This is a genomic window from Rhodococcus sp. NPDC059968, from assembly GCF_042738615.1.
Taxonomy (GTDB): Bacteria; Actinomycetota; Actinomycetes; order Mycobacteriales; family Mycobacteriaceae; genus Rhodococcus_F.
The window spans coordinates 169,457-192,237 of the sequence record NZ_JBHWUE010000001.1; the positions used below are offsets into that span (position 1 = coordinate 169,457).

Genomic DNA, 22,781 nt, shown 5'->3' on the forward strand with positions numbered 1-22,781 from the left:
CGCACGTGACGGTGGGCAGGCGGGTTCTGGTTGCCGGTGTGGGCAACATCTTCTTCGGCGACGACGGTTTCGGGCCCGAGGTATTGCGCGGGGTCGCGACGAGGTCGCTGCCGCCGGGAGTCCGCGCCGTCGATTTCGGCATTCGTGGAACGCATCTGGCCTATGAGCTGCTCGACGGGTGGGCCGCACTCCTGCTGGTGGATGCGGTGCCCGATCGCGGCGAGCCCGGGGCGTTGAGGGCATTCGAGGTGGGTCCCGATTCCGTCCCGGCGGCGCCGCTGGACGCGCACAGCATGGATCCGGGGGCGGTGTTCGCGAGTCTGCGCGCACTCGGCGGAACCCTGCCGCGGACCGTGGTCCTCGGCTGCCAAGTGGAGAACACCGGCGAGGGAATCGGGCTCTCACCACGGGTCGAGGCCGTCGTCGGACCGGCCGTCGACATGGTGTTCGAGATCGTCGATCAACTGCTGGAGTCCGACTCCGCGGCAACGCTGCAACCGGGCGGGACGGAGGGCTGAATCATGTGTCTCGGTATTCCCGGTCAGGTGGTGCGCATGCTGGAGGGCTACGGAAACCAACTTGCGCTCGTCGACGTCGTCGGCGAGCAGCGCAAGGTGAACATCGGCATGCTGCCCGAGGACGTCAGCCTGGAGCCGGGCGACTGGATCGTCATCCACATGGGTTTCGCCATGGAAAAGGTGGACGAGGCGGGTGCGGAGAAGGCGATGGCGGGGCTGGAAATGATGGGACGCTCACGGACGGCGGACGACGACTAGCCCTGCGTCCCGGCATGATGAGGATCCGGCGGCCCGGCGACGAAGTCGCGTGCCCGGTTCCAGCGGGCGTGGTAATGCTCGTCGAAACGTGCCTCGGAGCGGGCCATCCGGCGCGGTCTCGTCGGGTAGCGGCGAACCGCCCACCATGAATCGGGCTTGGCCAGGCGGATCGCGCCGACGATCGCGACCGGCTGGAACACGACTCCGACGATCCCCGTGACGAATTTGCCCTTGAGCAGGCAGATCACCGAGATGCCGAGCGTGACGAACAAGTAACCGATCGACGCCCACCATTCGGTGGTGCCGATCCGTCCGGTCACGAGTTCGGCGCCCCCGATCATCAAGCCGGTGATCATCAGCGCGCAGAAGATCGCGTCCACGGACTTGCGGCCGGACGTGCTCCAATACACGTCGTCGAGGTGGACCCACAGCGCGAACTCGTCGAAGGTGAGCGCGAGACCGACCCCGAATGCTGCCGCGAAGACGTTGAGCGCCGTGCCCTCGGGGGTGGTGGCGATGAGTGCCACCCCGGCCAGCGTCATCAGGAGGATCCCGAGAACCTGGTGGTGGAGGTGCACGCCGCCGACTGTGATATCGCCGATCAGACCCCCCTCCGGCTCCGTCGCGTCGTCCGCGTCCGCGTCCGCAGCTCCGGTTTGCGCGCGGATCCGGCGGGTGATGATCCGGGTAACGACGAACGTGACCAGCACCGTGATGAACAGCCACATCACGGGATACAGGACCACTACCCGGCTGTCGCCTTCGGTGTCCACGACGATCTCGGCGAGAAGGGCCATCTCGACACTCCGTCAGGTGGGGGAATCATCCTCTATCCGGGTATACACCCCGCTCGCGGACGGCGGACGAAGACTGGACGTTCCGCTCGACGGAGAATCCGAGTCCGTGCCTGTCCCAGGTCTCGTCGACGGACTTCACGCCGGGAAGCTCTCCAGGGGACCGTGGTCGACGACCCCACCCGCGGCGGTCCACAGGCGGGTGGGGTCGTACCAGTGGTCGCGGCCGATCAGGTCGAGGTGTCGTTCGGTGAGGCCGTGCCGGGCGCCGGCAGTCACCGCGTCGTCGAAGGTGAGACTCGTGGCCGGCAGTCGGAGACGACCCGCGTTCGCGAGTGCCTGCCCGAGTTCGCGCACGGTCACGGGGTCGGGATGGCACGCGTGGAGCACGTCGCCGGGGCGTGTGGGAGGCTGCGCGGCGAGGGTGGCGAGGAGTCGGGCGAGGTCGTTCACCGCGATGATCGAGATCCGGGATCGTCCCTCGTCGACCCAGGCCCCCAACGCCTCGAGGATCTGGATGAAGCCGGGGACGAACCAGCGGTCGCCGGGGCCGTGGACGAAGCCGGGCCGGACGACGCAGCCGCCCCGTTCGAGGACGCGGTGTTCGGCGGCCAGCCTGCTCGCGCTCAGCGCCGAGACGGGTGCGGGCGTGGCCTCGAACTCACCGATTCCGCTGTGCGGCCCGGACCCATACACGCCGATGGTGCTGACGTAGATCACCCGGCTGATGCCGTTCCGGGCCGCGGCGGCAAGCAGATTCTCGGTGCCCGCGACGTTCATGGTGACGCAGTGCGCCGGGTCGTTCCCGGTGTAGGAGGCGGCGTGGATCACGACATCGACGCCGGTGAGTGCCATTTCGAGGCTCGCCGGATCGGTCAGATCCGCCCGGGCGAGCACGACGCCGGGAACGTCCACGTGTGAAGGTGTGCGTGCGACCGCGGTGCAGTGGATTCCGGTCGCCGCCAGTGCCGTCACGGTGGCCGATCCGACGAAGCCCGTGGCTCCCACCACCGCGACACGGACCGGCGCGGACGGTGTTCGACCGCGGTCCGGTGAGGTCGACGCTGGTACCGTCTCTCCGGGCAATGGGCGCGTGGTCCGTGCTTTCATCGTCATCGTTCTTCTCTCGTGCGGCAGGGAAAGGTGTGAACGTGGTTCAGCAGGCGCGTGCTGCGGCGACCCGACAGCAGATCGTCCGCGGGGCGGCGGAGATGTTCGAGAAGTCGGGGTTCGAAGGAGCCAGACTCGGCAACATCGTCGAGAACGCCGGAATCACGAAGGGGGCCTTGTACTTCCATTTCCGTTCGAAAGAGGATCTGGCACGATTCATCATCGGTGAGCAACACCGGATCTCCATCGCGTCGGTCGAAGCGATCGGCCGCGAGCAGGTTTCGGCGATCGAGCAGATCGTGATGCTCTGTCACGAGATGGCCCGGCAGATCGTGAACGACCCGATCGTGCGAGCCGGTATCCGGATCACCCTCGAACTCAGTGCCGACGACCAGGGCCCTGCCGATCCTTATCTCGACTGGATCAACAGTTGCGAGATGCTCGCCACGCGGGCAGTCGAGCAGGGGGATCTCCTCGGCGACATCGACCCGCCGAGGCTGGCGCGGTTCGTCATCGGCGCCTTCACCGGTGTCCAGACCGTTTCTCAGGTCTTGACGCAGCGCACAGACCTCGAGCAGCGCGTCGACGACATGTGGGGCTTCCTGCTCCCCGGGATCATGCCCGCGACCCGGCATCAGGACATCGCCCGGATCCGCCGGGCCCGCTGGACACCCGAGGACGCCGACTAGCGCGCGCATGCGCTCACCGCGGTAGGGGCCAGCGCCGCGGTTCCCCGGACGACCGCCACGCCGTCCTGTCGTATCGACCCCCGGACCGACAACGCGTCGTCGTCGACCAGGTCCAGCCGGATCGTCGCTCGCTCGTCGAGTTCGGCGAACCGGTGGAAGGTGGCGCCGAGCGATTCGAGGTGCGCGTCGGGCAGACCGAGCCGGGCGCAGGCACCCTGCCGCAGCGCCTCGAGGAGCAGCATCCCCGGAACGTGATCGCACGGATGGTCGAACAGGACGGGGTGCGCGGTGTCGACCCGCAATTCCCACTCGTTGCGCGCGACCTGCGGGCCCAGGACCACGTGCGCGTCGTCGAGATGACCGACCAGCCCGGAGAGGACAGGGTCGGAGCACCGGGGCGTCCCGACCATTCGCGGTCCGCGCTCACCCCACCGGGCCCGTGAGTACGCGGCCGGAGGAAACACTGCCGCGTGACCCGTCGCGGTGCCCACGTCCTGTCCGCCGAGCCGGAACCGCAGGTCCACGCGGAAGGCGGACAGCGCCCCGCCGCGGTACACGTAATCGGACACGGTGACCTCGACGATCACGTCGGCGGCCGCCGCACCCACCACGAGCGCGCCGGGCACCGCCTGCACCCGGAGATGCTGCATGACGAACCGGTTCGGCAGCGGGACCGAGAAGCGGGTGTGTCCCAGGTAGATCGCCGTCTGCCGGAGCGTTTCCGCCAGCAGCATGCTGTCGTAGCGCCCATCCCGGGAGCGGTAGAAGCCGTGCAGGCGGGGCCACTGCGCGGCGACCACGAACCGATCCGGCCCCGGTAGCGACACACAGTCGGTGAGGAAGACCTCGGCCACGGATTGGCGATGGACGTACCTGCGCGGCACGGTCCGCTCGAACGACATCGGGGGAAGCGCATCGGGCATCGCACGGGAAACTCGCGCCACAACCCCATCTCCCCACAGAACCGGTCGGCCCGATGCCGCGGACCCGCCGAACTATAGAACACAGACCGCGCGGTCTGTGATGTGGGGAGTGCGTCGTTACCGGCCCTTCAAACTTCCGATCCGAAGCGACCCCGCGCTGCTGCCCTCGTCGAGTTCCTCCTCGACCTCCCGGACGTACTCCTCCGGATCTTTGTCCGACGTGTCCACATCCCTCGTGGAACGGTGAACGAGGAAGTATTCGGCGAAGCGCCGCCCGAGCGACTCGCGAAGATCCCCCGATGCGCTCCGGAAGTCAGCGAGGCCCTCGCGTTCCTCTTCGGCCATGTGCTCGTCGTTGGCCCGGCGCGTTCGGTCGACTTCCGCCCACCACTCCTCGGAGAGGATGGGGTATCCCGCCGCGGCTCGCACGCCGTAGCGGATGTCGTTGTGGTCCCCGATCGCGTCGAGGGTTTCCTCCTCGGCGTCCTCCTCGCCGACGCGGAGAAGCTGGGGATAGAAGATTTCCTCTTCGGCTGCAGCGTGCAGATCCAGGCGTTTCGCCAACGGTGTCCACACCGCCTCGACGGCAGTGATATCCACCCGGCGGTGAGCCTTCAATTCGTCCAGTGCGGCGAACTGTCGTCGGAACCACTCGTGGTCGGCGAAGATCAACTCGATGATGTCAGGCATGATTCGATCCTTCGTTGCATCAATCAGGCGGCTTCGCCGCCCGTGCGCCTTTTTGGTAGCGCGAACAACCAAAAAGACGCACGAGCCCGGAGGGCCTATCATTCCCCGGTCGCGGCCTCGAGATGTGCGGCAGAGGCCGCCTTGAGATGGGTGAGGTCGGACGCGACGGTCGCGAACGTGTATCCCTCCTCGAGTCGGCGAGCCGCTACTGCACCGTCGGGGGTGTGGATGCCCGCCGCGATGCCTGCCGCTGCGGCAGCTTCACGGACGCGGACCAGGGCTGCCTCGAACTCGTCGTCGACGCTCGGATCGCTCGGGTGCGCACCACCCACGGCGAGGCGCAGGTCCGACGGCCCGACGTAGACCCCGTCGAGTCCGGGGACGGCGCAGATCTCTTCCACGTTCGCCAGCCCCTGCGGCGTCTCGATCATCACGACGACGACCGTGTCGCGGTTGGCATCCGCCGGGGTCGGACCGATCCGCAGTTGTGAGCGCATCGGCCCGTACGAGCGAACGCCGGCAGGCGGGTACGTCGCGGCAGCCACGGCGCGGGCAGCTTCCTCTGCCGTGTTCACCAGCGGAACGATCACTCCCGCCGCGCCGGCGTCGAGTGCCCGGCCGATCGGCGTCGGATCGTTCGACTCGACCCGGATCATGCCGACCGTGGAACCGGAGGCATCGATGGCGGTGAGCCCCGCGACCATGCCGGAGTATCCGATCAGGCCGTGCTGGAGGTCGAGGGCGATGTAGTCCCAGCCGACGTGGGCGAGCCACTCCGTCGACACCGGGCTGTCGATCACGGACCAATAGCCGACGATCCGTTCCCGGCCGCGGAGTCGGGCGGCGAATTCCTGGGCGCTCATGAGGGCGATTTCTCCTAGCGGTTGTAGTTGGGCATGGGTCCGCGCAGGGCGCTGCCCACTTCGTCGCACGCGTCGATCAGTTCGTCGTCGAGTGTGCCCTTCGCGACAGCGGCGATGTTCGACTGCAGGTGCGCGACCTTGGATCCCCCGAGGAGGATCGGCCCCGCCGCCGGCTTGGACACGAGCCAGCGCAGAGCGAGTTCGGTGAGCGGGATCCCGGCCTTGTCGGCGATCACGGACAACTGGGTGATCGCATCGAAGATCGCGGTGTTCCAGTACCGCTCCTTGTACATCTGCGCCAACCGCGAATCACCGAAGCGGCCGTCGGCCGGCTGGGCGTCGTACGAGTGCCGTCCGGTGAGGAGACCGCCACCGAGCGGGTTGTAGACCATCGTGATCAGTCCGGTGACCGCGGCGAATTCGACGTACTCCTCCTCGATCCGCCGGGCCAGCAGGTTGTAGAGCTGCTGGGCCACGATCGGGCGGGGTGCGCCGACGGCGTCGGCGGTGTGGTTCAGTTCGGCGATCTGCCAGGCTGCGAAGTTGGAGACACCGAGGGCGCGGATCTTTCCCTCCGACACGAGTTCGGCGACGGCGGAGAGGGTGTCGGTGAGGGGTGTGGCCCGGTCGGGCTGATGGAGATAGAACAGATCGACGTAGTCGGTGTCCAGTCTCTTCAGGCTCGCCTCGACGCTCGCCCGGAGGCCGGCGGGGGACAGCGGAGAGTTGTCGCCCGCGTCAGGGTGCGGCATCCCCGCCTTGGTGGCGAGGGTGATGCGGTCGCGGCGCGTGCCGAGCAGTCGGGCGAGGATGCGTTCGGACTCTCCGCCGGCGTAGCCGTTGGCGGTGTCGATGTGGGTGATGCCGGCGTCGAGTGCGGCGTCGACCATTGCGGCGGCACCATCGATGTCGACGGTGTCACCGAACGTCATCGTGCCGAGAACGAGTGAGGTCAGGTCGAGTTCGGGCATCAAGCTACTCCTCGGGATGCGGTTCGGGGAACCTCGGTTGCGCCGGGCGGGCGCGAGACGATGTGACGGGGTTTGATCCCGACCATGGTGGTGGGATCGAGCGCGGCGGCGCGGAGGGCCTGCGTGTACGGCTCGGCGGGATGTTCGAGAACGTCGGTGGTGGAACCGCTTTCGACCACCCGTCCGCGCGACATGACGATCACGGTGTCGCTGATCTCGCGGACGACGCCCAGGTTGTGGGAGATGAAGACATACGTCAGACCCGTGTCGTGCTGGATCTCGCGGAGGAGATCCAGCACCTGAGCCTGCACCGACACGTCCAGTGCGCTGGTGGCCTCGTCGCACACGAGGAGTTCCGGCTCGCTCGCCAGGGCCCGGGCGATGCCGATGCGTTGCCGCTGACCGCCGGAGAACTCGGCGGGCCGACGGTGGAGCGCCGTGGTGGGCAGGCCGACCTGATCGATCAGCGCCGCGGCCCTGCGCGCCCGCTCGGACTTGCTCCGGACGCCCTGCAGGCGGAGCGGTTCGCCGACGATGTCGACGGCGGTCAGGTGCGGATCCAGCGATCCGTACGGGTCCTGGAAGACCATCTGCACGCGAGACCGGAAGGGGCGCAGCGCCTTCTCCGACAGCTGTGCGATGTCGACATCGTCCACCAGGATGCGGCCGGACGTCGGGGTGAGCAGTCGGACGATCGCCTTCGCGATGGTCGATTTTCCGCACCCCGACTCACCGACGACGGCGAGCGTCGCACCCTTGTCCACCGAGAAGCTGACGGTGTCGACCGCGCGGAACACACCGTCGGGGACCGGGTATTCGACGACGAGATCTTCGACGGACAGCAGCGGTGCACTCATGTCGACGCTCCTACGGTCGTGGTGTAGTCGCCGAGCCGCGGCACGGCGTCGAGCAGCTTCTGGGTGTAGGCGCTGCGAGGATGGAGAACGAGATCTTCGGCTCCGCCGTTCTCGACGAACCGGCCGTCCTTCATGACGTAGATCCGGTCCGACATCAAGCGGGCGACGCCGAGATCGTGGGTGATGACGAGCATTCCGACGCCGGTGCGCTCCTGCAGTTCGAGCAGCAGGTCGAGGATGCTCGCCTGCACGGTCACGTCGAGGGCGCTGGTGGGTTCGTCGGCGACGATCAGTTCGGGACCCGACGCGAGCGAGCAGGCGATCAGCACACGCTGCAGCATTCCGCCGGACAGCTGGTGCGGATACTTCCCGAGTTGTCCCGCCGGATTTTGGATCCGTACCTGCTCGAGCAGTTCCACGGCCCGCGCGGTTTCCTTCGATTTTCCGGTGATGCCGCTGTGGCGCACCGCCTCCCGAAGCTGGGATCCGATGGTGTGCACCGGGCTCAGTGCGGTCATCGGATCCTGCGGGATCAGGGCGATGTGCCGTCCCCGGACCTTTGCGAGCGCCTTCTTCTGTCCGAGGATGTCGCAGTCCTTGAACCGCACCGCACCCGAGAGGACGGCGAGGTCGTCGGGCAGCAGGCCGAGGATGCCCATCGCGGTGGTCGATTTACCGGACCCCGACTCGCCGATGATGGTCACGGTTTCGCCGGGGTCGATGCAGAACGACACTCCGTCCACGGCGCGGATGACGCCCCGGGCGGTGATGAGTTCGATCTGCAGTTCGTCGACTCTGAGGAGATTCCCCATGTCAGGCCTCTTCCTTTCGCAACGAGATCCGGTGCAGGAGCCCGCGGCGCTTCTCCGGCGACCTCGCCGGGCGGTCGCGGAGCCCGTCGCCGAGCAGGTTCACGCCGATCACGAGCAGCACGATGACGAGGCCGGGGAGGGTCACGAGCCACCATGAGGTGGTGATGTAGTCCTGGCCGTCTGAGATGATCCGGCCCCAGGTGGCGAAGGGGCGTTGCGGTCCGGCGCCGAGGTAGCTCAGTGCGCTCTCGAGGAGCACGGCCTGCGCGAGCAGCAGCAGGACGACGAGGGAAGCCTGCTTGATGATGTTGGGGACGACGTGGCGCAACAGGATGGCGGTGCGTCCGAGTCCGAGTACTCGGGAAGCCGCCACATACGGCTTCTCGCGTTCGACGAGGACGAGTGAGCGGGTCAGCCGGGCGATTTCCGGCCATTGGGCGATGGCGATGACGAACGTGATGACCGGGATCGACGGGCCGAACAGGGCGACGACGAGCAGCAGCATCATGAGGAGTGGCAGCGACAGCTGCGCCTCGATCAGCCGGCTCACGACCGTGTCCGTCCAGCCGCCGAGGTATCCGGCGAGTGCGCCGAGACACAGGCCGATCAGCCCGGACACGACGACCGCGAGTATTCCGATCGTCAGCGACACCTGTCCGCCGTAGAGGACGCGGGAGAGGAGGTCGCGGCCGAGTTGGTCGGTCCCGAAGAGGTGACCGTCGGTCAGCGGTGGCAGGCGTCGCTGGGCGAGGTCGGTGGCGTCCGGAGAGGGCAGGGGAAGCAGTTGCGCCAGTGCGACGGGCGCGATGACGGCGAGGGCGCAGATGGTGCCCACCCAGATCTTCACGCGGCTGTCGCGGGCGCGTCGGGTGGCACCGGCCCGGGTGATGTCCCGGGTGGTGACGGCGCTCGGCCGCTCCTGTGCCGGGGGATCGATGACGGTGGTCATTTACTCGTTCCCTTTCCGAGTCGGACGCGCGGGTCGAGGAGCGGATAACAGAGGTCGACGAGAAGCTGGACGAGGACGGCGAGCACCGCGGTCACCAGGACGGTGGCCTGGATGAGGGGGTAGTCCCTCGTCTCGAGTGCCCGCACGACCAGCGATCCCACGCCGGGCCACGCGAAGACGACCTCGACCACGACGACGCCGTTGAGCATGGACGCGAACCGGGTACCGAGAGCGGTCAGCACCGGGATCGCGGAATTCCGCAGGGCGTACCGCCAGATGAGTTCACGCTCCGGGACGCCCCGCGAGCGGGCCACGGTCATGTACGGCGAGGAGAACGCGCCGACCATCTCGCGGCGGACCATGCGGGAGATCAGGGCGATCTGCAGGACGGCCACGGTCACGGTGGGCAGCACCAGGCTGGACCAGGTCGTGAATCCGGCCGCGGGGAAAATCGGGATCAGGACCGCGAACACGGTGATGAGCATCAGTCCGGTCCAGAAGTCGGGCATGGACTGGCCGGCGATCGTGACGACGTTGGCCCCGAGTTCGCGCCTCGTGTCGGCGCGGCGCGCCATCCACACGCCCAGCGGGATGGCTACCAGCGTGGTGAGCACGATCGCCGCGACGGACAGGGTGATCGTGTAGGGCAGCCGGGCGAGGACGACGTCGAAGGCGGGTGCCTGGAACGAGTACGAGGTGCCGAGGTCGAGGTGGATCAGGCCCCGGAGGTACAGCAGGTACTGGGTGAACACGGACTGGTCGAGGCCCATGTCCGCTCTGATCCGGGCGAGGTCCTCGGTGCTGGCCAGCGGCCCGGCCATCGAGTAGGCGGGGTCGCCGGGCGCCATCCGGATGAGGACGAACACGGTGGTCAGGGTCAGGAAGACGGCCAGCGCGCTCTGTCCGAGGCGTTTTGCGACGTAGCGGGGCATGGCCGCCGTCAGCACCCTCGGGACACGGGAGGTCGGGGTCCGGCGGGGAGCCGGTGATGCCGAGCCGGTGGGCTGGGCCGCAAATGCCGTGTCGGCGGCGTGCTGCGTCATGGGGTCACCGGCCGTTCGGGGTCTGCGTGAGGGGTCATCGTCGACCTTTCGATAACGCCGGCGATGGAGGTGTCGACACCGCGGCGTGTCGGGTACAGCAGCTTCGTTTGTAACTCAGCTCACAATCGCACTAATGCGCGTTGTGCGCAAGTCTTTGTTGCCATCTTGCGCATCTCAAGCAACTCTGAGTAGAGTTCGGATGTGCTGGCGATCACACCGCCTGGTGGGCAACCACCTCGCGCCGTGCCTGATCGCTGCGCCCCACACCCATAGTCCCGAGAGGTCGACGATGACCAATTCTCTTTTCGAACAGCGTTTTTCGAGGAGAACGCTGCTCAGGTCGGGTCTTCTGCTCGGCGCCGGCCTCACGCTCGGATCCGCGGCAGGATGCGCGACACCGACCGGAACGCCCGGACCGAAGACCGTGAGCCTGGCCCTCAACCGTTCGCTCGTGAGCCTCGACAACAAGCTGAACCAGTTCGATGCCGCGCTGACGGTGCAGCGGGGAGTGCGTCAGGCGCTCACCGAGATCGACCGGGACCTGCGACCCCAGCTGGTTCTGGCCGACCGGTTCGAACTCGTCGCACCCACCCAGTGGTACGTGCACCTGCGGCCCGGCATCCGCTATTCGGACGGCACCCCGGTGCAGGTGCAGGACGTCGCGACGGCCCTGCAGATGTACAGCCAGGTCGACGGCTCCTTCGTCGGCGGCTTCTTCCCCGAGTGGCCCACGGTCGAGCAGATCGACGACACCAGCTTCACCCTGAACACCGAGCGACCCGTCCCGGTCCTCGACTACCTCATGTCGAACATCCTCATCACCCCGGCGGCCGCAAACGTGCCGGAGGAACTGCAGTCCGGCGTGGGGACCGGACCGTACGTCGTGACGGAAAGCGACCGTGGCACCGGAAACTACACCCTGGTCCGCAACGAGAACTACTGGGGAACATCGGCACTGATCGAATCGGTGCGTGTCCGCTTCGTCCCGGACGAGTCGAACCGCGTCGTGACGTTGCGGAGCGGCGAGGTCGACGTGATCGACTCCATCACCCCGGATGCGGCCGACCAGCTCGCCGGACTGTCGGGCGTCTCGATCGACCGGATCGACGGCGTCCGGCTCAATCAGCTCTTCTTCAATTTCCGGAAACCGCAGGGTCACCCGCTGGCCGACGCGCGGGTACGCCGGGCGCTGACGTACGCGATCGACGGACGGGCCCTTGTCGACCAGGTCCTGCAGGGCTCCGCCACCCAATCGCGCGGCGTCATACCCCTCACCCTCGACGGTGCCGTCGAGACCGGCGAGTACACCTACGACCCGGCCCGCGCCCGCGGCGAACTCGACGCTCTCGGTGTTCGCGATCTGGAGTTGAAGATCATTTGGGAGACAGGCGAGTTCGCGGCCGACACCGACATCATGGAGTCGGTGCTGCAGATGCTGTCCGCGGTCGGCGTGCGAACCACGCTCCAGCAGTTCGAACCCGGCGGCGACATCTCACAGTGGCGGCAGGGCAAGGTCGGTGACTGGGACGTGCTGGGCAACGGCTTCCCGAGCCCGACCGGTCTGGCCCTCACCATCATGCAGGGCATGTACGCCGGCACCGCGGAGAAGGAAGCGACCCGGGACACCTACCACGGGTACATCTTTCCCGACATCACCCGGACCATCACCCAGGCTTCCGAGGAGGCCGACGCCGTCCGGCGCGCCGAACTCCTCGCGGACGCGCAACGCCGGATCTGGGACACGTGCCCGTGCCTGTGGGCGTTCGTTCCGAAGGCGGTCCTCGCGCGCCGCTCGCGGATCGACGGTGTCGCGCTGCGCCCCACGAACTCCTACGACCTCGGTGTCGCGGCGCTGCGTGCCTAGACGGGATGCGACCGCCGCCATCGACAACTCGCCCGCCACTATCCACGCACTGGAGACGCAGATGACAACACCGAGTTCCGCAACCGATACCCGACCCACCGACGGCGTCGTACGTGACGTCGCCGAGGCGGGTCGACGCGACGCTCTGCTTCCCGCACCGCAGGTGCAGAACCACGCAGCGAATCTCACCGTCCTGCCGGACGGATCCCTCGGTTGCGTGTGGTTCGCGGGCACCCAGGAGGGCGTGCCGGACATCAGCGTCTGGTTCTCCCGGCTCGCCCCGGCGGCGGACGCGTGGTCCGAGCCGGTGCAGTTGTCCGACGATCCGACGCGGTCGGAGCAGAATCCTGTTCTCTACGTGACGAACACGGGAAGCGTGTGGTTGTTGTGGACGTCCCAGCACGCCGGCAACCAGGACACCGCGCGTGTCATGCGACGCATCTCCGCCGATGGCGGCCGAACGTGGGGCGAGGCGCACACCCTCCTGCCGGAGACCGACGCCGGAGGTGTGTTCGTCCGACAGCCGGTGGTCGCACTCCCGACCGGGCGGCTCCTGCTCCCCGTGTTCCACTGTGTCCGTATCGAGGGCCGCAAGTGGGTCGGCGATCGCGACTACAGCAGCGTGATGATCTCCGACGATCACGGCGATTCCTGGCGTGAGGTGGTCGTACCGGGCAGCGTCGGCTGCGTGCACATGAACATCGGCCGCCTCGCCGACGGCACCCTCGTGGCCCTCTACCGCAGCCGCTGGGCGGACTCGATCTACCGCAGCACCTCGGGCGACGACGGCGATACCTGGACCGAGCCGGAGGCCACCGAGCTTCCCAACAACAACTCGTCCATCCAGTTCGTCGTGCTTCCGGACGACCGTCTCGCCCTGGTGTTCAACGAGTCCAGCGCAGCGAATGCCACCGCGCGGCGGACGTCCCTGTACGACGAGATCGACGACGACGGCCTGGCCGACGGAGTGCCCGAACCGGCAGTTGCTGGGCCGGAGCCGCTCGACGACGGCGACAGCCGCAGCGCGTTCTGGGGTGCGCCCCGCGCACCGATGACGCTGGCGATGTCCGAGGACGGTGGCCGGACGTGGCCGGTTCGCCGCGACATCGAGATCGGCGACGGGTACTGCCTGTCCAACAATTCTCGCGACGGACTGAACCGCGAATACTCGTACCCGAGCATCGCCGCCGGGAGCGACGGCGTCCTGCACGTCGCGTTCACCCGGTTCCGGCAGGCGATCGAGTACGTCGAGCTCGATCAGGGCTGGGTTGCCGACGGGAGCCGGTCGTGACGCACGGCGACTCGAAGCGGGCCGTCGTGACCGGGGTCAGCTCCGGCATCGGCGCTGCCACCGCCCGGCAGCTTCTGAGCGACGGGTGGTCGGTCACAGGATTCAGCCGACGCGACCCCGGCATCGACGACGACCGATTCTCCTGGACGGCCGTCGACCTTGGCGACCTCGACGCACTGTCGGAGCACGCGGCCGCGGCCGGTTCGGTGGACGCCGTCGTGCACGCCGCCGGCCTGCAATCCTCCGCGCCCCTCGGGAAGCTACAGGTCGACGACGGCCTGACGATGTGGCGGATTCACGTCGCGGCCGCGGAGGTTCTCGTCAATGCACTCGCTCCGTCGATGCGCGACGGCGGCCGGGTGGTCCTGGTCGGCAGCCGCACGATGTCGGGAGCGGCGGGCAAGAGTCAGTACGTCGCCACCAAGTCGGCGCTCGTGGGGATGTCGCGGTCCTGGGCCGCGGAGTTGGTGGACCGGGCGATCACGGTCAACGTGGTCGCCCCGGGTCCGACGGACACTCCGATGCTGAACGATCCGGCACGCACGTCGACGCCTCCGCTAGTTCCGCCGCTCGGGCGCTTCATCACCCCGGACGAGGTGGCGGGGCTGATCGGATTCCTGCTTGGCCCGTACGGCGGGAGCATCACGGGTCAGGCGATCGTGCAGTGCGCGGGGGCCTCGCTGTGAACACTCTGCGCGAAATGCGCATTACTGCTAGCATAAAGTGCACGAAACACGCAGACATTCGGGCAAAGGCGGCATCATGAGACCGAAACCGATCGGATCCCATCCGACCGTCGCGGTCTTCGCCGACGACCTGTCCGGAGCGGCCGAAGTGGCGAGCGCGTTCCTCGGTCGGAGCGCACCCGTGTCGCTCCTTCTCGGTGCCGCCGAAACGCACGAACCGGGCGCAGTCGTCATCGCGGATCTCGACACCCGATCGATGACTCCAGGCGACGCAGCCCGCACGGTGCGACACGCGATCGCGCGCGTTCCGTCCGACGCACTCGTGGTGAAGAAGATCGACTCACTCCTGCGCGGCAACATCGGCGCCGAGGTGGGAATCCTCGCCGACGGCGGTCCGGTGGTCGTCGCAGCAGGCCTGCCCGCACTCGACCGGACGGTGCGGGGCGGCGTGGTGCACATCGGAGCGACGCCGCTGCACGAGGCCGGGGTGTGGTCGGCGGAATACGCGGCGCCGCCGGCGTCGATCGCCGAACTCTTTCCGGGCATCCCCACTCGATGCGTGCACCGCGGTCCCGGTATCGAGCAGGCGCTCGCCGGCGCGGCGTCAGCCGGCGCCATCGCGATCTGCGACGTCGAGACCGACGAGGATCTCGACTCGATCGTCCACGCCTGCCGGGCAATCCCCGGAGTGCGACTGATCGGGACGTCCGCTCTCGCGGCGGCGGTTGCGCGGACGCTGCCACTCCGGCACGCCCCCACCACTGAGGCCGGGCAGGCGGAATCCGTCCTGATCGTCGTCGGGACCGCAGAACCCGTTGCCGTACAACAGGTCGCGTCGCTGGTCGCAGACGGTGTCCGGCACGTTCCGGTCGACGCGACGGACCTTCTCCGAGGCCAGGTGGACACGACACGACTCCGGCTCGCTCTCGACGACGGCCACGCTGTCGTGACTGTCACCGGGGACGTGGATCCGTCGAACGCGCGGACGTTGTCGGCGGCACTCGGCCGACTGGTCGCCGCCCCGCAGAACGACCGCAGACCCGACCTCGTGCTCACCGGCGGGGAGACGGCGCGGGCCGTCGTCGACGCACTGGGAATCACGTCGCTCCGGCCGGTCCACGAAGTGCACCACGGCGCCGTCGTCTCCCTGGCGTCCGACGGACGGAGAGTCGTCACGAGGCCCGGCAGCTTCGGCGACACGAGCAGTCTCTCCGCGATCGCGGCCTACCTGCGCGGCGACCAGCCGCCCACCCATACTCCCACACAGCGAGGACCTCACATGAGTGCGTCAACTGATACCGCGAACCTGCCCATCGTCGCCGTCACCATGGGCGACGGCGCCGGAATCGGCCCCGAGGTGATCGTCCCCGCCCTGCTGGACGAGGCCACCCGGTCCTGGTGCAAGCCCGTCGTCATCGGCGACGCGAAGCGGCTGCGTCTCGCGGCGAGTGTGCTCGGCATCGACGTCGACATCGTGACCGTCGAATCGATCGCGGACGCGCAGTCGGTGCCCGGGCGCGTCAACGTCATCGATCTCGACCTCCTGCCCGACGACCTGGCGTGGGGCGAACTGTCCCCGGTCGCCGGTCACGCCGCGTACGAGTACATCCGCGTCGCTAGCGAGCTCGCCGTGCGCGGGGAGGTGCAGGCCATCTGCACGGCCCCGCTCAACAAGGAGGCCCTGCACGCCGCCGGCCACATCTTCCCGGGGCACACGGAACTTCTCGCGCACCTCACCGGCACCGAGGAAGTGTCCATGATGCTGTCGACGCCGAAGCTGAAGGTGATCCACGTGACCACCCACATCGGCCTGCTCGACGCCGTCGCGAAAATCGAACCCGGACTCGTCGAGCGGACGATCCGGCGTGGGCACGAGGCGCTGGTGCGCTCCGGAATCCCGGAACCGAAGATCGGGGTGTGTGGCATCAACCCGCACGCCGGCGAACACGGGCTGTTCGGCTACGGAGAAGAAGAGCAGAAGATCATCCCCGCGGTCGAGGTGCTGAAGGCGGACGGTATCGACGTGCACGGTCCCTTGCCTGCGGATACCGCATTCTTCCTCGCGGGACGCGGCGACTACGACCTCATCGTGGCGATGTATCACGACCAGGGGCACGGGCCGGTGAAGGTCCTCGGCATCGAGGCGGGGGTCAACATCACGGTGGGACTGCCCGTCATCCGGACCTCCGTCGACCACGGCACCGCCTTCGACATTGCAGGTAAGGGTATTGCGGAGGCCGGTAGTATGGTCGAAGCTCTTCGTCAGGCTGCCGAATTGGCAACCAGCACAGCGGTTGTGAAGTAGGGGGACGAAACATGGCGGTTCGCGAGTCGGAAGCACGCCGATCCGAGATCGTGCGACTGGCCCGATCGAGCGGGTTGGCCAGTGTCGACGACCTGTCGGCGCAGTTCGGTGTCACCGCCTCCACCATCCGGCGGGACCTGAGCCAGCTCACGTCCCAGGGTCTGATCGCCCGGACCTACGGTGGCGCGATCGCGCTCGACCCCCAGCAGGAATCGTCACTCCGTCAGCGCGCTCTCGAGGGGTTCGACGCGAAGCGTGCGATCGCGGAGTGGGCCGCGAACCAGGTCCGGCCGGGCGAGACCATCCTCCTCGACGCGGGCACGACCGTGGGTGCGATGGGGGAGTTTCTGCGCGAGATCGACGACATCACCGTCATCGCGGCCGGCCTGACCGCCCTCGAATCGCTCGCCGACGCGGACTCCGTGCGGGTCGAGTGCATCGGCGGAACACTCCGCCACCTCAGTCAGGGGTTCGTCGGACCGTTGGCCGAGGCCACGCTCCAACGCGTCACGTTCGATCGCGCGTTTCTCGGCGCGGACGCCGTCACCGCGGACCTGGGGATCTGTGAGGCAGAACTGGAGCAGACGCGCCTCAAGGAGATCATGATCGCCCGCGCCGACGAGGTGTACGTGCTCGCGCACGCGGCGAAGCTCGGGCAACGCCCCTTCCATGCCTGGGCGCCGATCCCCCCGGGAACCACGATCGTCACCGACGACTCGGCCGACCCCGGGGAGACGGCGTCTTTCGAAGCCGCGGGGATGCGCGTCGTGCGCGTCTGACGCAGGACGACGTGGCTTACCGCTTGTCCTTCTTCGCTTGCTGTCGTGCGCCTGCGGCGATGGTGGATGCTTCGAACTTCTTGCGGCCGGAGGATTTCCGGGTGGCGTCGACGCGCGCCTTGCCGGACGAGGCGACCTTGCCGTCACTGTCGCCGAGTTCGCTGAAGGAGGGGGAGTCGCTGCGGGCGCGGGCGAGTCGTTCGTCCTTCAAGTCCTGAGCGCTGGCGCGTGCCGCCGTCGCCAACTGGCGGCTCACCCGGCTGAGTGCTGCTTCGAAGACTTCTGCCTTGTCGGCGTTGCGTACGTTGGCCGCCTTACCGGCCCCACGCGCACCCTTGTCCTCGACCTTCGCTGCGCCTTCCTGGCGGTACAGCTTGACGTGCTTGTTGCGGGCGCGGCGAACACGGGTGTGCAGTTTGATCAGCTTGTCCTCGTCCAAGCCGGCCATCTGTGCCTTCTTGGTCTCGCGGATCAGCACGAACTCGTCCTCGGACAGGGAGTTCATAATCTTCTTCATATCGGCATCTTCTTCATGTCGGCTCCGATCCGGCCACAGGCCGTGAGTTGTAGTCATGGTAGCTGGGAAACGTGTGCATCGGTCCGTTTCGGTGAGGTCGGGGACACCTCCCGGGCGAGCCGCTGATTGGTCTGTGCAAGTTGCCATTCCGTCTGCCCGCGTAACCTGCCGACCTGCTCCGCGTCGAGGCGGTCGCACACGAAGTCCCAGTGCACCGCCACCTGGTCGCCCACGGTGAGGTCGTTCACGAAAGCCCCCTCGGGCACGCGGTAGTCGGCCGGGTCGTCCTGCTCGCGCCCGAGGGACAGCCGGGTGCCGTCCCACGACAAGCGGTGGGATCGGACGACGGCACGATCGGCGTCGATGCCGACCACCTGACCCCAGCGGATGCGGCACGAGTCGAGAACCTGCAGCGGCTGTGGCATTCCGGTACCCAGCAGTCGCGACCACGGATACACGCCGAACACGTGAAAGTTGTGGGTCGGCGCCGCCTCCTCGAGCAGGTCCTCGGTGAGGTGCTTCCAGTAGTGGCCGGCCTGCGGCGCCAGGCGGGCCAGCAAGGCGGCCCCGAACTCGGCGAGGTCGATGTGGTCGGAGAGTTCGTCCGACGTCCAGTAGGCTCGAACAACCCTCTCGTCCAAGGGGTCCGGGATTCCGGCGAGCCGGGCGATCACCTCCTGGTACGGCCAGGCGCCGCTGAACTGCTTCGCCAGCGCCACCACATCGGTGTCCGGCGCCCCACCGCACGCGACCGCCTGCAGTCGCTCCGAACCGGGAGGACCGCAGTAGCCCAGGGCATTCGGGGCGTGCGCATACTGCGCGAACACGCGGTGCCCGGGAGGGGTCACCTGGTCAGCCTCGCTGACCCAGCAATTGGGCCGTCTCGCGGTGGAGCCGGCCGAAGTTGTAGTACGCGGCGCACGCACCCTCGGGGGACACCATGCACGTGCCGATCGGGGTCTCCGGTGTGCAGGCCGTTCCGAAGACCTTGCATTCCCACGGTTTGATGACGCCCTTGAGAACCTCGCCGCACTGGCAGGCCTTCGGATCAGCGACGCGCACACCCGGCATCGAGAACTTCTCCTCGGCGTCGAACTCGGCGTAGTTCCGGTGAACCTTGAGCGCGCTCTGCGAGATGAAACCGAGTCCGCGCCACTCGAAGTGTGGCCGCAGTTCGAACGTCTCGGCCATCAGCTTCAGCGCCTGCACGTTGCCCTCCGCGCGCACCACCCGCTTGTACTGGTTCTCGATCTCGCAGCGTCCCTCACGAATCTGCTGGAGCAGCATGTGCACCGACGCGAGGATGTCGAGTGGCTCGAAGCCCGCGACCACCATCGGTTTCCCGTACACCTCGGACACGAACCGGTACGGCCGAAGCCCCACCACGGTGGACACGTGGCCCGGGCCGAGGAAACCCGACAACCGCAGGTCGGGGGATTCGAGGATCGCCTTGATCGGCGGAACGATCGTGACGTGGTTGCAGAACACACTGAAGTTCGTCACGCCCAGCGCCCGCGCGCGCACCAGCGTCACCGCGGTCGACGGCGCGGTGGTCTCGAAGCCGACGGCGAAGAACACCACCTGGCGGTCGGGGTTGTCGAGGGCGACCTTGAGCGCGTCCAGCGGCGAGTACACGAAGCGGACGTCCGCGCCGCGGGCCTTGGCCTCGATGAGATTGCCCTTGGATCCGGGCACCCGCATCATGTCGCCGAACGTCGTGAAGATGACGCCGGGTTGTTCGGCCAGCCACATGGCATCGTCGACGCGACCCATGGGGATGACGCACACCGGACATCCCGGGCCGTGCACCAGTTCGACCGATTCCGGCAGGAGATGCTCGATGCCGTGACGGTAGATGGTGTGGGTGTGCCCGCCGCACACCTCCATGAATTTGAACTCGTCGCCGCGGGCCAGTTCGGTGATGGATTTGACCAGGGCGCGGGCCGCCGCCGGGTCGCGGAATTCGTCGACGAACTTCATCCCTGTTACCTCGTTCTTGCTGTAGTCACGCGATTTCGGACGAGTTGAACGCGTCGATCTCGTTCACGTAGTCGGCGCCCATCTTCTGCACCTGATCCAACGTCAGCTGCGCCTCGATCTCGTCGATCTTCGCCATCGCGAAACCGACGTGCACGAGCACCCAGTCACCGACGACGAGACCATCTTCGGCGAGCAGTCGCACACTGATCGTTCTCTGGACGCCGTTCACGTCCACCTTGGCCAGATGTTGTTCGGCGTCGACGATGTCGACCACCTGACCGGGTATCCCCAGACACATCGTGGTTCTCCTTCTCGGGCTGTTCTTCAGCAGATTCGGGGGAGCGGGTCACCGACGAGCATGTCGACGATCCGGCTGCCGCCGAACGAGGTTCGCAGTGCGACGATGCCCGGCGGTTCGGCCAGGATCTCGCCCACCACGGTGGCATTGGCTCCCCGCGGGTGGGCTCGCATCGCCGCGACGGCCGCATCCGCCTCGTCCGCCGCGACGACGGCGACGAACTTCCCCTCGTTCGCGACGTACAGCGGGTCGATGCCGAGCATGTCGCAGGCACCCAGCACCTGCGGCTCGATGGGCAGGAACTGCTCGTCGATGATCACGGCGAGCTGGCAGGCGTGGGCCAGTTCATTGCACACGGTGCCGACGCCGCCGCGGGTGGCGTCCCGCATCCACCGCGTCGACGGGGCCGCGTCCAGCAGGGTCTCCACGAGCGAGTTCACCGGGGCCGTGTCGGAGGCGATGTCAGCCTCGATCGCGAGGTCACCGCGGGCGAGCATGACGGCCATGCCGTGCTCGCCGATGGTGCCCGACAACAGAACCTTGTCGCCGGCGCGGACGAGGTCGGGCGACAGCCGTCTGCCCTCCGGGATGACACCGACACCGGCGGTGGAGATGTAGACACCATCGGCGGCACCCTTGCCGACGACCTTGGTGTCGCCGGTGACGATCTGCACTCCCGACAGGACAGCCGCCTCGCTCATGTCGGCGACGATCTCCCGCAGTTCGGCGATCGGGAATCCCTCCTCGATGACGAATGCCGCCGACAACCACCGCGGACGCGCACCGGACACGGCGAGATCGTTCACGGTCCCGTGCACCGCGAGATGCCCGATGGAACCGCCGGGAAACCGCAGCGGCTGAACCACGTACGAGTCGGTGGAGAACGCGAGCCGCTCACCCGAGGGCATGGTGAGCGCGGCCGCGTCACCGAGTTGCTCGAGTTCCTCGTTGCGGAACGCCTCGACGAACACCGCATCGACGAGGGCCGCCGACGACTTTCCGCCCGCACCGTGAGCGAGTGTCACCACCTCGTCGAGTAGCCGGGGCCGGCGTTGCCGGAACTTGTCGATCCGCTCGAGGACCCGGTCTTCGCGTTCCGCCGAGGTCGCCGGTTCGGTTGTGCTCATGAAGCCTCCACGGAGTGGGGAGCGGGCCGCGTCATGTGTTCCTGGGCCACCGACCACAGTCGGTACCCGAGCATCGCGTGGCTCTCCTGGATCCGGTGGATGCTCTGCGAGTGGACGGTGTAGCAGAAATCGAGTTCGCCGGCGGACGCCATCGCCGCCATCCGGCCGCCCTCGTGCCCGGCGAAACCGATGGTCAACAGGCCTCTCTGCTTCGCCTCGGTGAGCGCGGTCATCAGATCGTCCGAGTTGCCGGACGTCGACAGGGCGATCGCGACGTCGCGGTCGCGGGCGTGGGCGATGATCTGCCGCTTGAAGATCAGATCGAAGCCGACGTCGTTGCCCAGTGCCGTCACCACGGCCTGATCGGCGGCGAGTGACCACGCCGCCACCGGACGCCCGCGGGCGGGACGGCTGAACAGCGAAGCCAGGGTGGCGGCGTCGGTGGAGCTGCCGCCGTTGCCGAACGTGTAGAGCCGGCCGCCGCGACGGAACCTGTCGGCCATGTCGATCCCGGCCGCGGTCAGGCCGTCCCCGTATTCGTCGAGGGACTCCTTCTGCAGGCGCGCGCTCTCGGTGGCCTTCCCGCGGGCGGACGCGGCGAGGTCGTCCAGGAGGCTCTGCGCGTCGGTCTCCTCCGCATCGATGAACGGGTACAGGAAGCTGGTGCTTTCCGAGTCGTGTGTGGTCATCGGTTCGCCTCCGGACCCGTGTCGTCGAGGCGCGTGATCGCGGCACCCGCATGCACCAGCACGAGGTCGTCGGGCCGGACGTCGCCGAGAACGCTGACGTCCACCCACTCCTCGCCCGCGGCGGTGCGGACCAGGGCGGGCCCGAGCGGTTCGGCCGGCTCGATCACGACCTCGCCCAGACGACCCTCGTCGCTGCACGTGACGCAGACCGTCTCGTCGCACTCCTCGGCGTCGGGCTTCAGCAGTCCCGAGTGCTCGAAGCAGACGTGGGTGAGTTCCCACAGCAGGTGATACATGAGGACGAATCGCCCGGTGGCCGGCACCATCGGGTCGTCCGAATCGACCCAGAGGATGTGGTTCGCCGCACCGGCCGGTGGTCGGGGGCCCGCCCCGATCCACAATGTCATCGCGCCCCATGCCGGTGCGCGGCGCATCGCGTCGATCACGGCGGGCTCGTTCGCCGACGCCACGGCGAGCAGGATGTCGCCGGGCCTGCTCGCCACCCGGGCCTGCGCGACCGGATCGGGCTCGACGAGTGCCACCGACGGCAGCGCCCGTTTGCCCATGATCACGGGATGGACGAATTCGACGGCGACGTGATGGGCGTGCGGTTCCCACTGGGGTGAGATCACCCAGAGCGTCGCGCCGTCATGGAATCTGCGGGCGAGTGACAATGCTGCGGCGGCGAGATCCGCAGACAGGTCGGTGTCGACAAGGTGCCCGCCCGCCTCTGCGGTGGTGGTCATTCACTAGCTCCCGTCCCGGACC

25 protein-coding genes are annotated in these 22,781 nt (G+C 67.8%); 8 read left to right on the plus strand and 17 right to left on the minus strand.

From position 1 onward, the window contains the following. Window positions 1-5: 5 nt before the first annotated feature. Together ACFWAY_RS00795 and ACFWAY_RS00800 are read left to right on the plus strand one after the other, a co-directional pair. Window positions 6-518, plus strand: coding sequence for a hydrogenase maturation protease (locus tag ACFWAY_RS00795; RefSeq protein ID WP_378450904.1), 513 nt, complete (start codon window positions 6-8; stop codon window positions 516-518). Between the two features lie 3 nt (window positions 519-521). Next, complete coding sequence (locus tag ACFWAY_RS00800) at window positions 522-776, plus strand: HypC/HybG/HupF family hydrogenase formation chaperone (protein ID WP_378509532.1); 255 nt, start codon at window positions 522-524, stop codon at window positions 774-776. Here the strand turns inward: ACFWAY_RS00800 and ACFWAY_RS00805 are convergent. Both ACFWAY_RS00805 and ACFWAY_RS00810 read right to left on the minus strand, forming a co-directional pair. Beyond that, entirely contained in the window at window positions 773-1,573 is an 801-nt protein-coding gene (locus ACFWAY_RS00805) for a hypothetical protein (protein WP_378509533.1), read from the minus strand. The genes ACFWAY_RS00800 and ACFWAY_RS00805 overlap by 4 nt on opposite strands. Window positions 1,574-1,708: 135 nt before the next feature. Continuing rightward, on the minus strand, window positions 1,709-2,686 hold the full coding sequence (locus tag ACFWAY_RS00810) for an NAD-dependent epimerase/dehydratase family protein (protein ID WP_378509534.1): 978 nt from the start codon (window positions 2,684-2,686) through the stop codon (window positions 1,709-1,711). A 35-nt stretch (window positions 2,687-2,721) separates the two neighbouring features. Here ACFWAY_RS00810 and ACFWAY_RS00815 point away from each other — a divergent pair, with 35 nt between their 5' ends. Continuing rightward, window positions 2,722-3,369, plus strand: coding sequence for a ScbR family autoregulator-binding transcription factor (locus tag ACFWAY_RS00815; RefSeq protein ID WP_378509535.1), 648 nt, complete (start codon window positions 2,722-2,724; stop codon window positions 3,367-3,369). On the opposite strand, the gene ACFWAY_RS00820 is transcribed toward ACFWAY_RS00815, so the two are convergent. The 8 genes from ACFWAY_RS00820 to ACFWAY_RS00855 all read right to left on the minus strand — a co-directional run bounded on the left by ACFWAY_RS00820 (window position 3,366) and on the right by ACFWAY_RS00855 (window position 10,477). Continuing rightward, entirely contained in the window at window positions 3,366-4,313 is a 948-nt protein-coding gene (locus ACFWAY_RS00820; RefSeq protein ID WP_378450909.1) for a ScbA/BarX family gamma-butyrolactone biosynthesis protein, read from the minus strand. The two genes, ACFWAY_RS00815 and ACFWAY_RS00820, sit on opposite strands and share 4 nt — an antisense overlap. Before the next feature lie 96 nt (window positions 4,314-4,409). Next, entirely contained in the window at window positions 4,410-4,982 is a 573-nt protein-coding gene (locus tag ACFWAY_RS00825; RefSeq protein WP_378450910.1) for a hemerythrin domain-containing protein, read from the minus strand. A 98-nt stretch (window positions 4,983-5,080) separates the two neighbouring features. Beyond that, complete coding sequence (locus ACFWAY_RS00830; protein WP_378450911.1) at window positions 5,081-5,845, minus strand: HpcH/HpaI aldolase/citrate lyase family protein; 765 nt, start codon at window positions 5,843-5,845, stop codon at window positions 5,081-5,083. Window positions 5,846-5,859: 14 nt separating this feature from the next. Further along, window positions 5,860-6,816, minus strand: a complete 957-nt coding sequence (locus ACFWAY_RS00835; protein WP_378509536.1) for an aldo/keto reductase — start codon at window positions 6,814-6,816, stop codon at window positions 5,860-5,862. Continuing rightward, window positions 6,816-7,673 (minus strand): ATP-binding cassette domain-containing protein, encoded by an 858-nt coding sequence (locus tag ACFWAY_RS00840; RefSeq protein WP_378509537.1) that lies wholly within the window; start codon window positions 7,671-7,673, stop codon window positions 6,816-6,818. The genes ACFWAY_RS00835 and ACFWAY_RS00840 overlap by 1 nt, the downstream gene beginning before the upstream one ends. Further along, window positions 7,670-8,485, minus strand: a complete 816-nt coding sequence (locus ACFWAY_RS00845) for an ABC transporter ATP-binding protein (protein WP_378509538.1) — start codon at window positions 8,483-8,485, stop codon at window positions 7,670-7,672. Before ACFWAY_RS00845 ends, ACFWAY_RS00840 begins: the two co-directional genes overlap by 4 nt. A gap of 1 nt (window position 8,486) precedes the next feature. After that, window positions 8,487-9,434, minus strand: a complete 948-nt coding sequence (locus ACFWAY_RS00850) for an ABC transporter permease (RefSeq protein ID WP_378509539.1) — start codon at window positions 9,432-9,434, stop codon at window positions 8,487-8,489. Further along, window positions 9,431-10,477, minus strand: a complete 1,047-nt coding sequence (locus ACFWAY_RS00855; protein ID WP_378509540.1) for an ABC transporter permease — start codon at window positions 10,475-10,477, stop codon at window positions 9,431-9,433. The genes ACFWAY_RS00850 and ACFWAY_RS00855 overlap by 4 nt, the downstream gene beginning before the upstream one ends. Window positions 10,478-10,766: 289 nt before the next feature. On the opposite strand from ACFWAY_RS00855, the gene ACFWAY_RS00860 reads away from it, so the two are divergent. From ACFWAY_RS00860 to ACFWAY_RS00880, 5 genes are all read left to right on the plus strand, one after another. Beyond that, complete coding sequence (locus ACFWAY_RS00860) at window positions 10,767-12,341, plus strand: ABC transporter substrate-binding protein (protein ID WP_378509541.1); 1,575 nt, start codon at window positions 10,767-10,769, stop codon at window positions 12,339-12,341. Window positions 12,342-12,402: 61 nt separating this feature from the next. Then, window positions 12,403-13,632 (plus strand): exo-alpha-sialidase, encoded by a 1,230-nt coding sequence (locus tag ACFWAY_RS00865; protein WP_378509542.1) that lies wholly within the window; start codon window positions 12,403-12,405, stop codon window positions 13,630-13,632. Next, window positions 13,629-14,318: an SDR family NAD(P)-dependent oxidoreductase gene (locus tag ACFWAY_RS00870; RefSeq protein ID WP_378509543.1), complete on the plus strand. Its 690-nt coding sequence runs from the start codon at window positions 13,629-13,631 to the stop codon at window positions 14,316-14,318. Before ACFWAY_RS00865 ends, ACFWAY_RS00870 begins: the two co-directional genes overlap by 4 nt. 76 nt (window positions 14,319-14,394) lie before the next feature. Beyond that, window positions 14,395-16,623: a 4-hydroxythreonine-4-phosphate dehydrogenase PdxA gene (gene pdxA / locus ACFWAY_RS00875; RefSeq protein WP_378509544.1), complete on the plus strand. Its 2,229-nt coding sequence runs from the start codon at window positions 14,395-14,397 to the stop codon at window positions 16,621-16,623. An 11-nt stretch (window positions 16,624-16,634) separates the two neighbouring features. Next, window positions 16,635-17,402, plus strand: coding sequence for a DeoR/GlpR family DNA-binding transcription regulator (locus ACFWAY_RS00880; RefSeq protein ID WP_378450921.1), 768 nt, complete (start codon window positions 16,635-16,637; stop codon window positions 17,400-17,402). Between the two features lie 16 nt (window positions 17,403-17,418). Here the strand turns inward: ACFWAY_RS00880 and ACFWAY_RS00885 are convergent, their stop codons facing one another. Genes ACFWAY_RS00885 through ACFWAY_RS00915 form a run of 7 tightly spaced genes read right to left on the minus strand, consistent with a single transcriptional unit; the run spans window position 17,419 to window position 22,759 of the window. After that, a complete protein-coding gene (locus tag ACFWAY_RS00885; RefSeq protein WP_378509545.1) occupies window positions 17,419-17,919 on the minus strand; it encodes a hypothetical protein in 501 nt (166 codons plus the stop codon). Between the two features lie 53 nt (window positions 17,920-17,972). After that, window positions 17,973-18,767, minus strand: a complete 795-nt coding sequence (locus ACFWAY_RS00890) for a DUF6390 family protein (RefSeq protein ID WP_378509546.1) — start codon at window positions 18,765-18,767, stop codon at window positions 17,973-17,975. Window positions 18,768-18,771: 4 nt separating this feature from the next. Continuing rightward, a complete protein-coding gene (gene hypD / locus ACFWAY_RS00895; RefSeq protein ID WP_378450924.1) occupies window positions 18,772-19,899 on the minus strand; it encodes a hydrogenase formation protein HypD in 1,128 nt (375 codons plus the stop codon). A 25-nt stretch (window positions 19,900-19,924) separates the two neighbouring features. Further along, window positions 19,925-20,197, minus strand: a complete 273-nt coding sequence (locus tag ACFWAY_RS00900; RefSeq protein WP_378450925.1) for a HypC/HybG/HupF family hydrogenase formation chaperone — start codon at window positions 20,195-20,197, stop codon at window positions 19,925-19,927. 26 nt (window positions 20,198-20,223) lie between these two features. After that, entirely contained in the window at window positions 20,224-21,324 is a 1,101-nt protein-coding gene (gene hypE, locus ACFWAY_RS00905) for a hydrogenase expression/formation protein HypE (protein ID WP_378450926.1), read from the minus strand. Next, a complete protein-coding gene (locus tag ACFWAY_RS00910; protein ID WP_378450927.1) occupies window positions 21,321-22,013 on the minus strand; it encodes an SIS domain-containing protein in 693 nt (230 codons plus the stop codon). The genes hypE and ACFWAY_RS00910 overlap by 4 nt, the downstream gene beginning before the upstream one ends. Continuing rightward, on the minus strand, window positions 22,010-22,759 hold the full coding sequence (locus tag ACFWAY_RS00915; RefSeq protein WP_378509547.1) for a hydrogenase assembly protein HupF: 750 nt from the start codon (window positions 22,757-22,759) through the stop codon (window positions 22,010-22,012). The genes ACFWAY_RS00910 and ACFWAY_RS00915 overlap by 4 nt, the downstream gene beginning before the upstream one ends. Window positions 22,760-22,781: the final 22 nt, after the last annotated feature.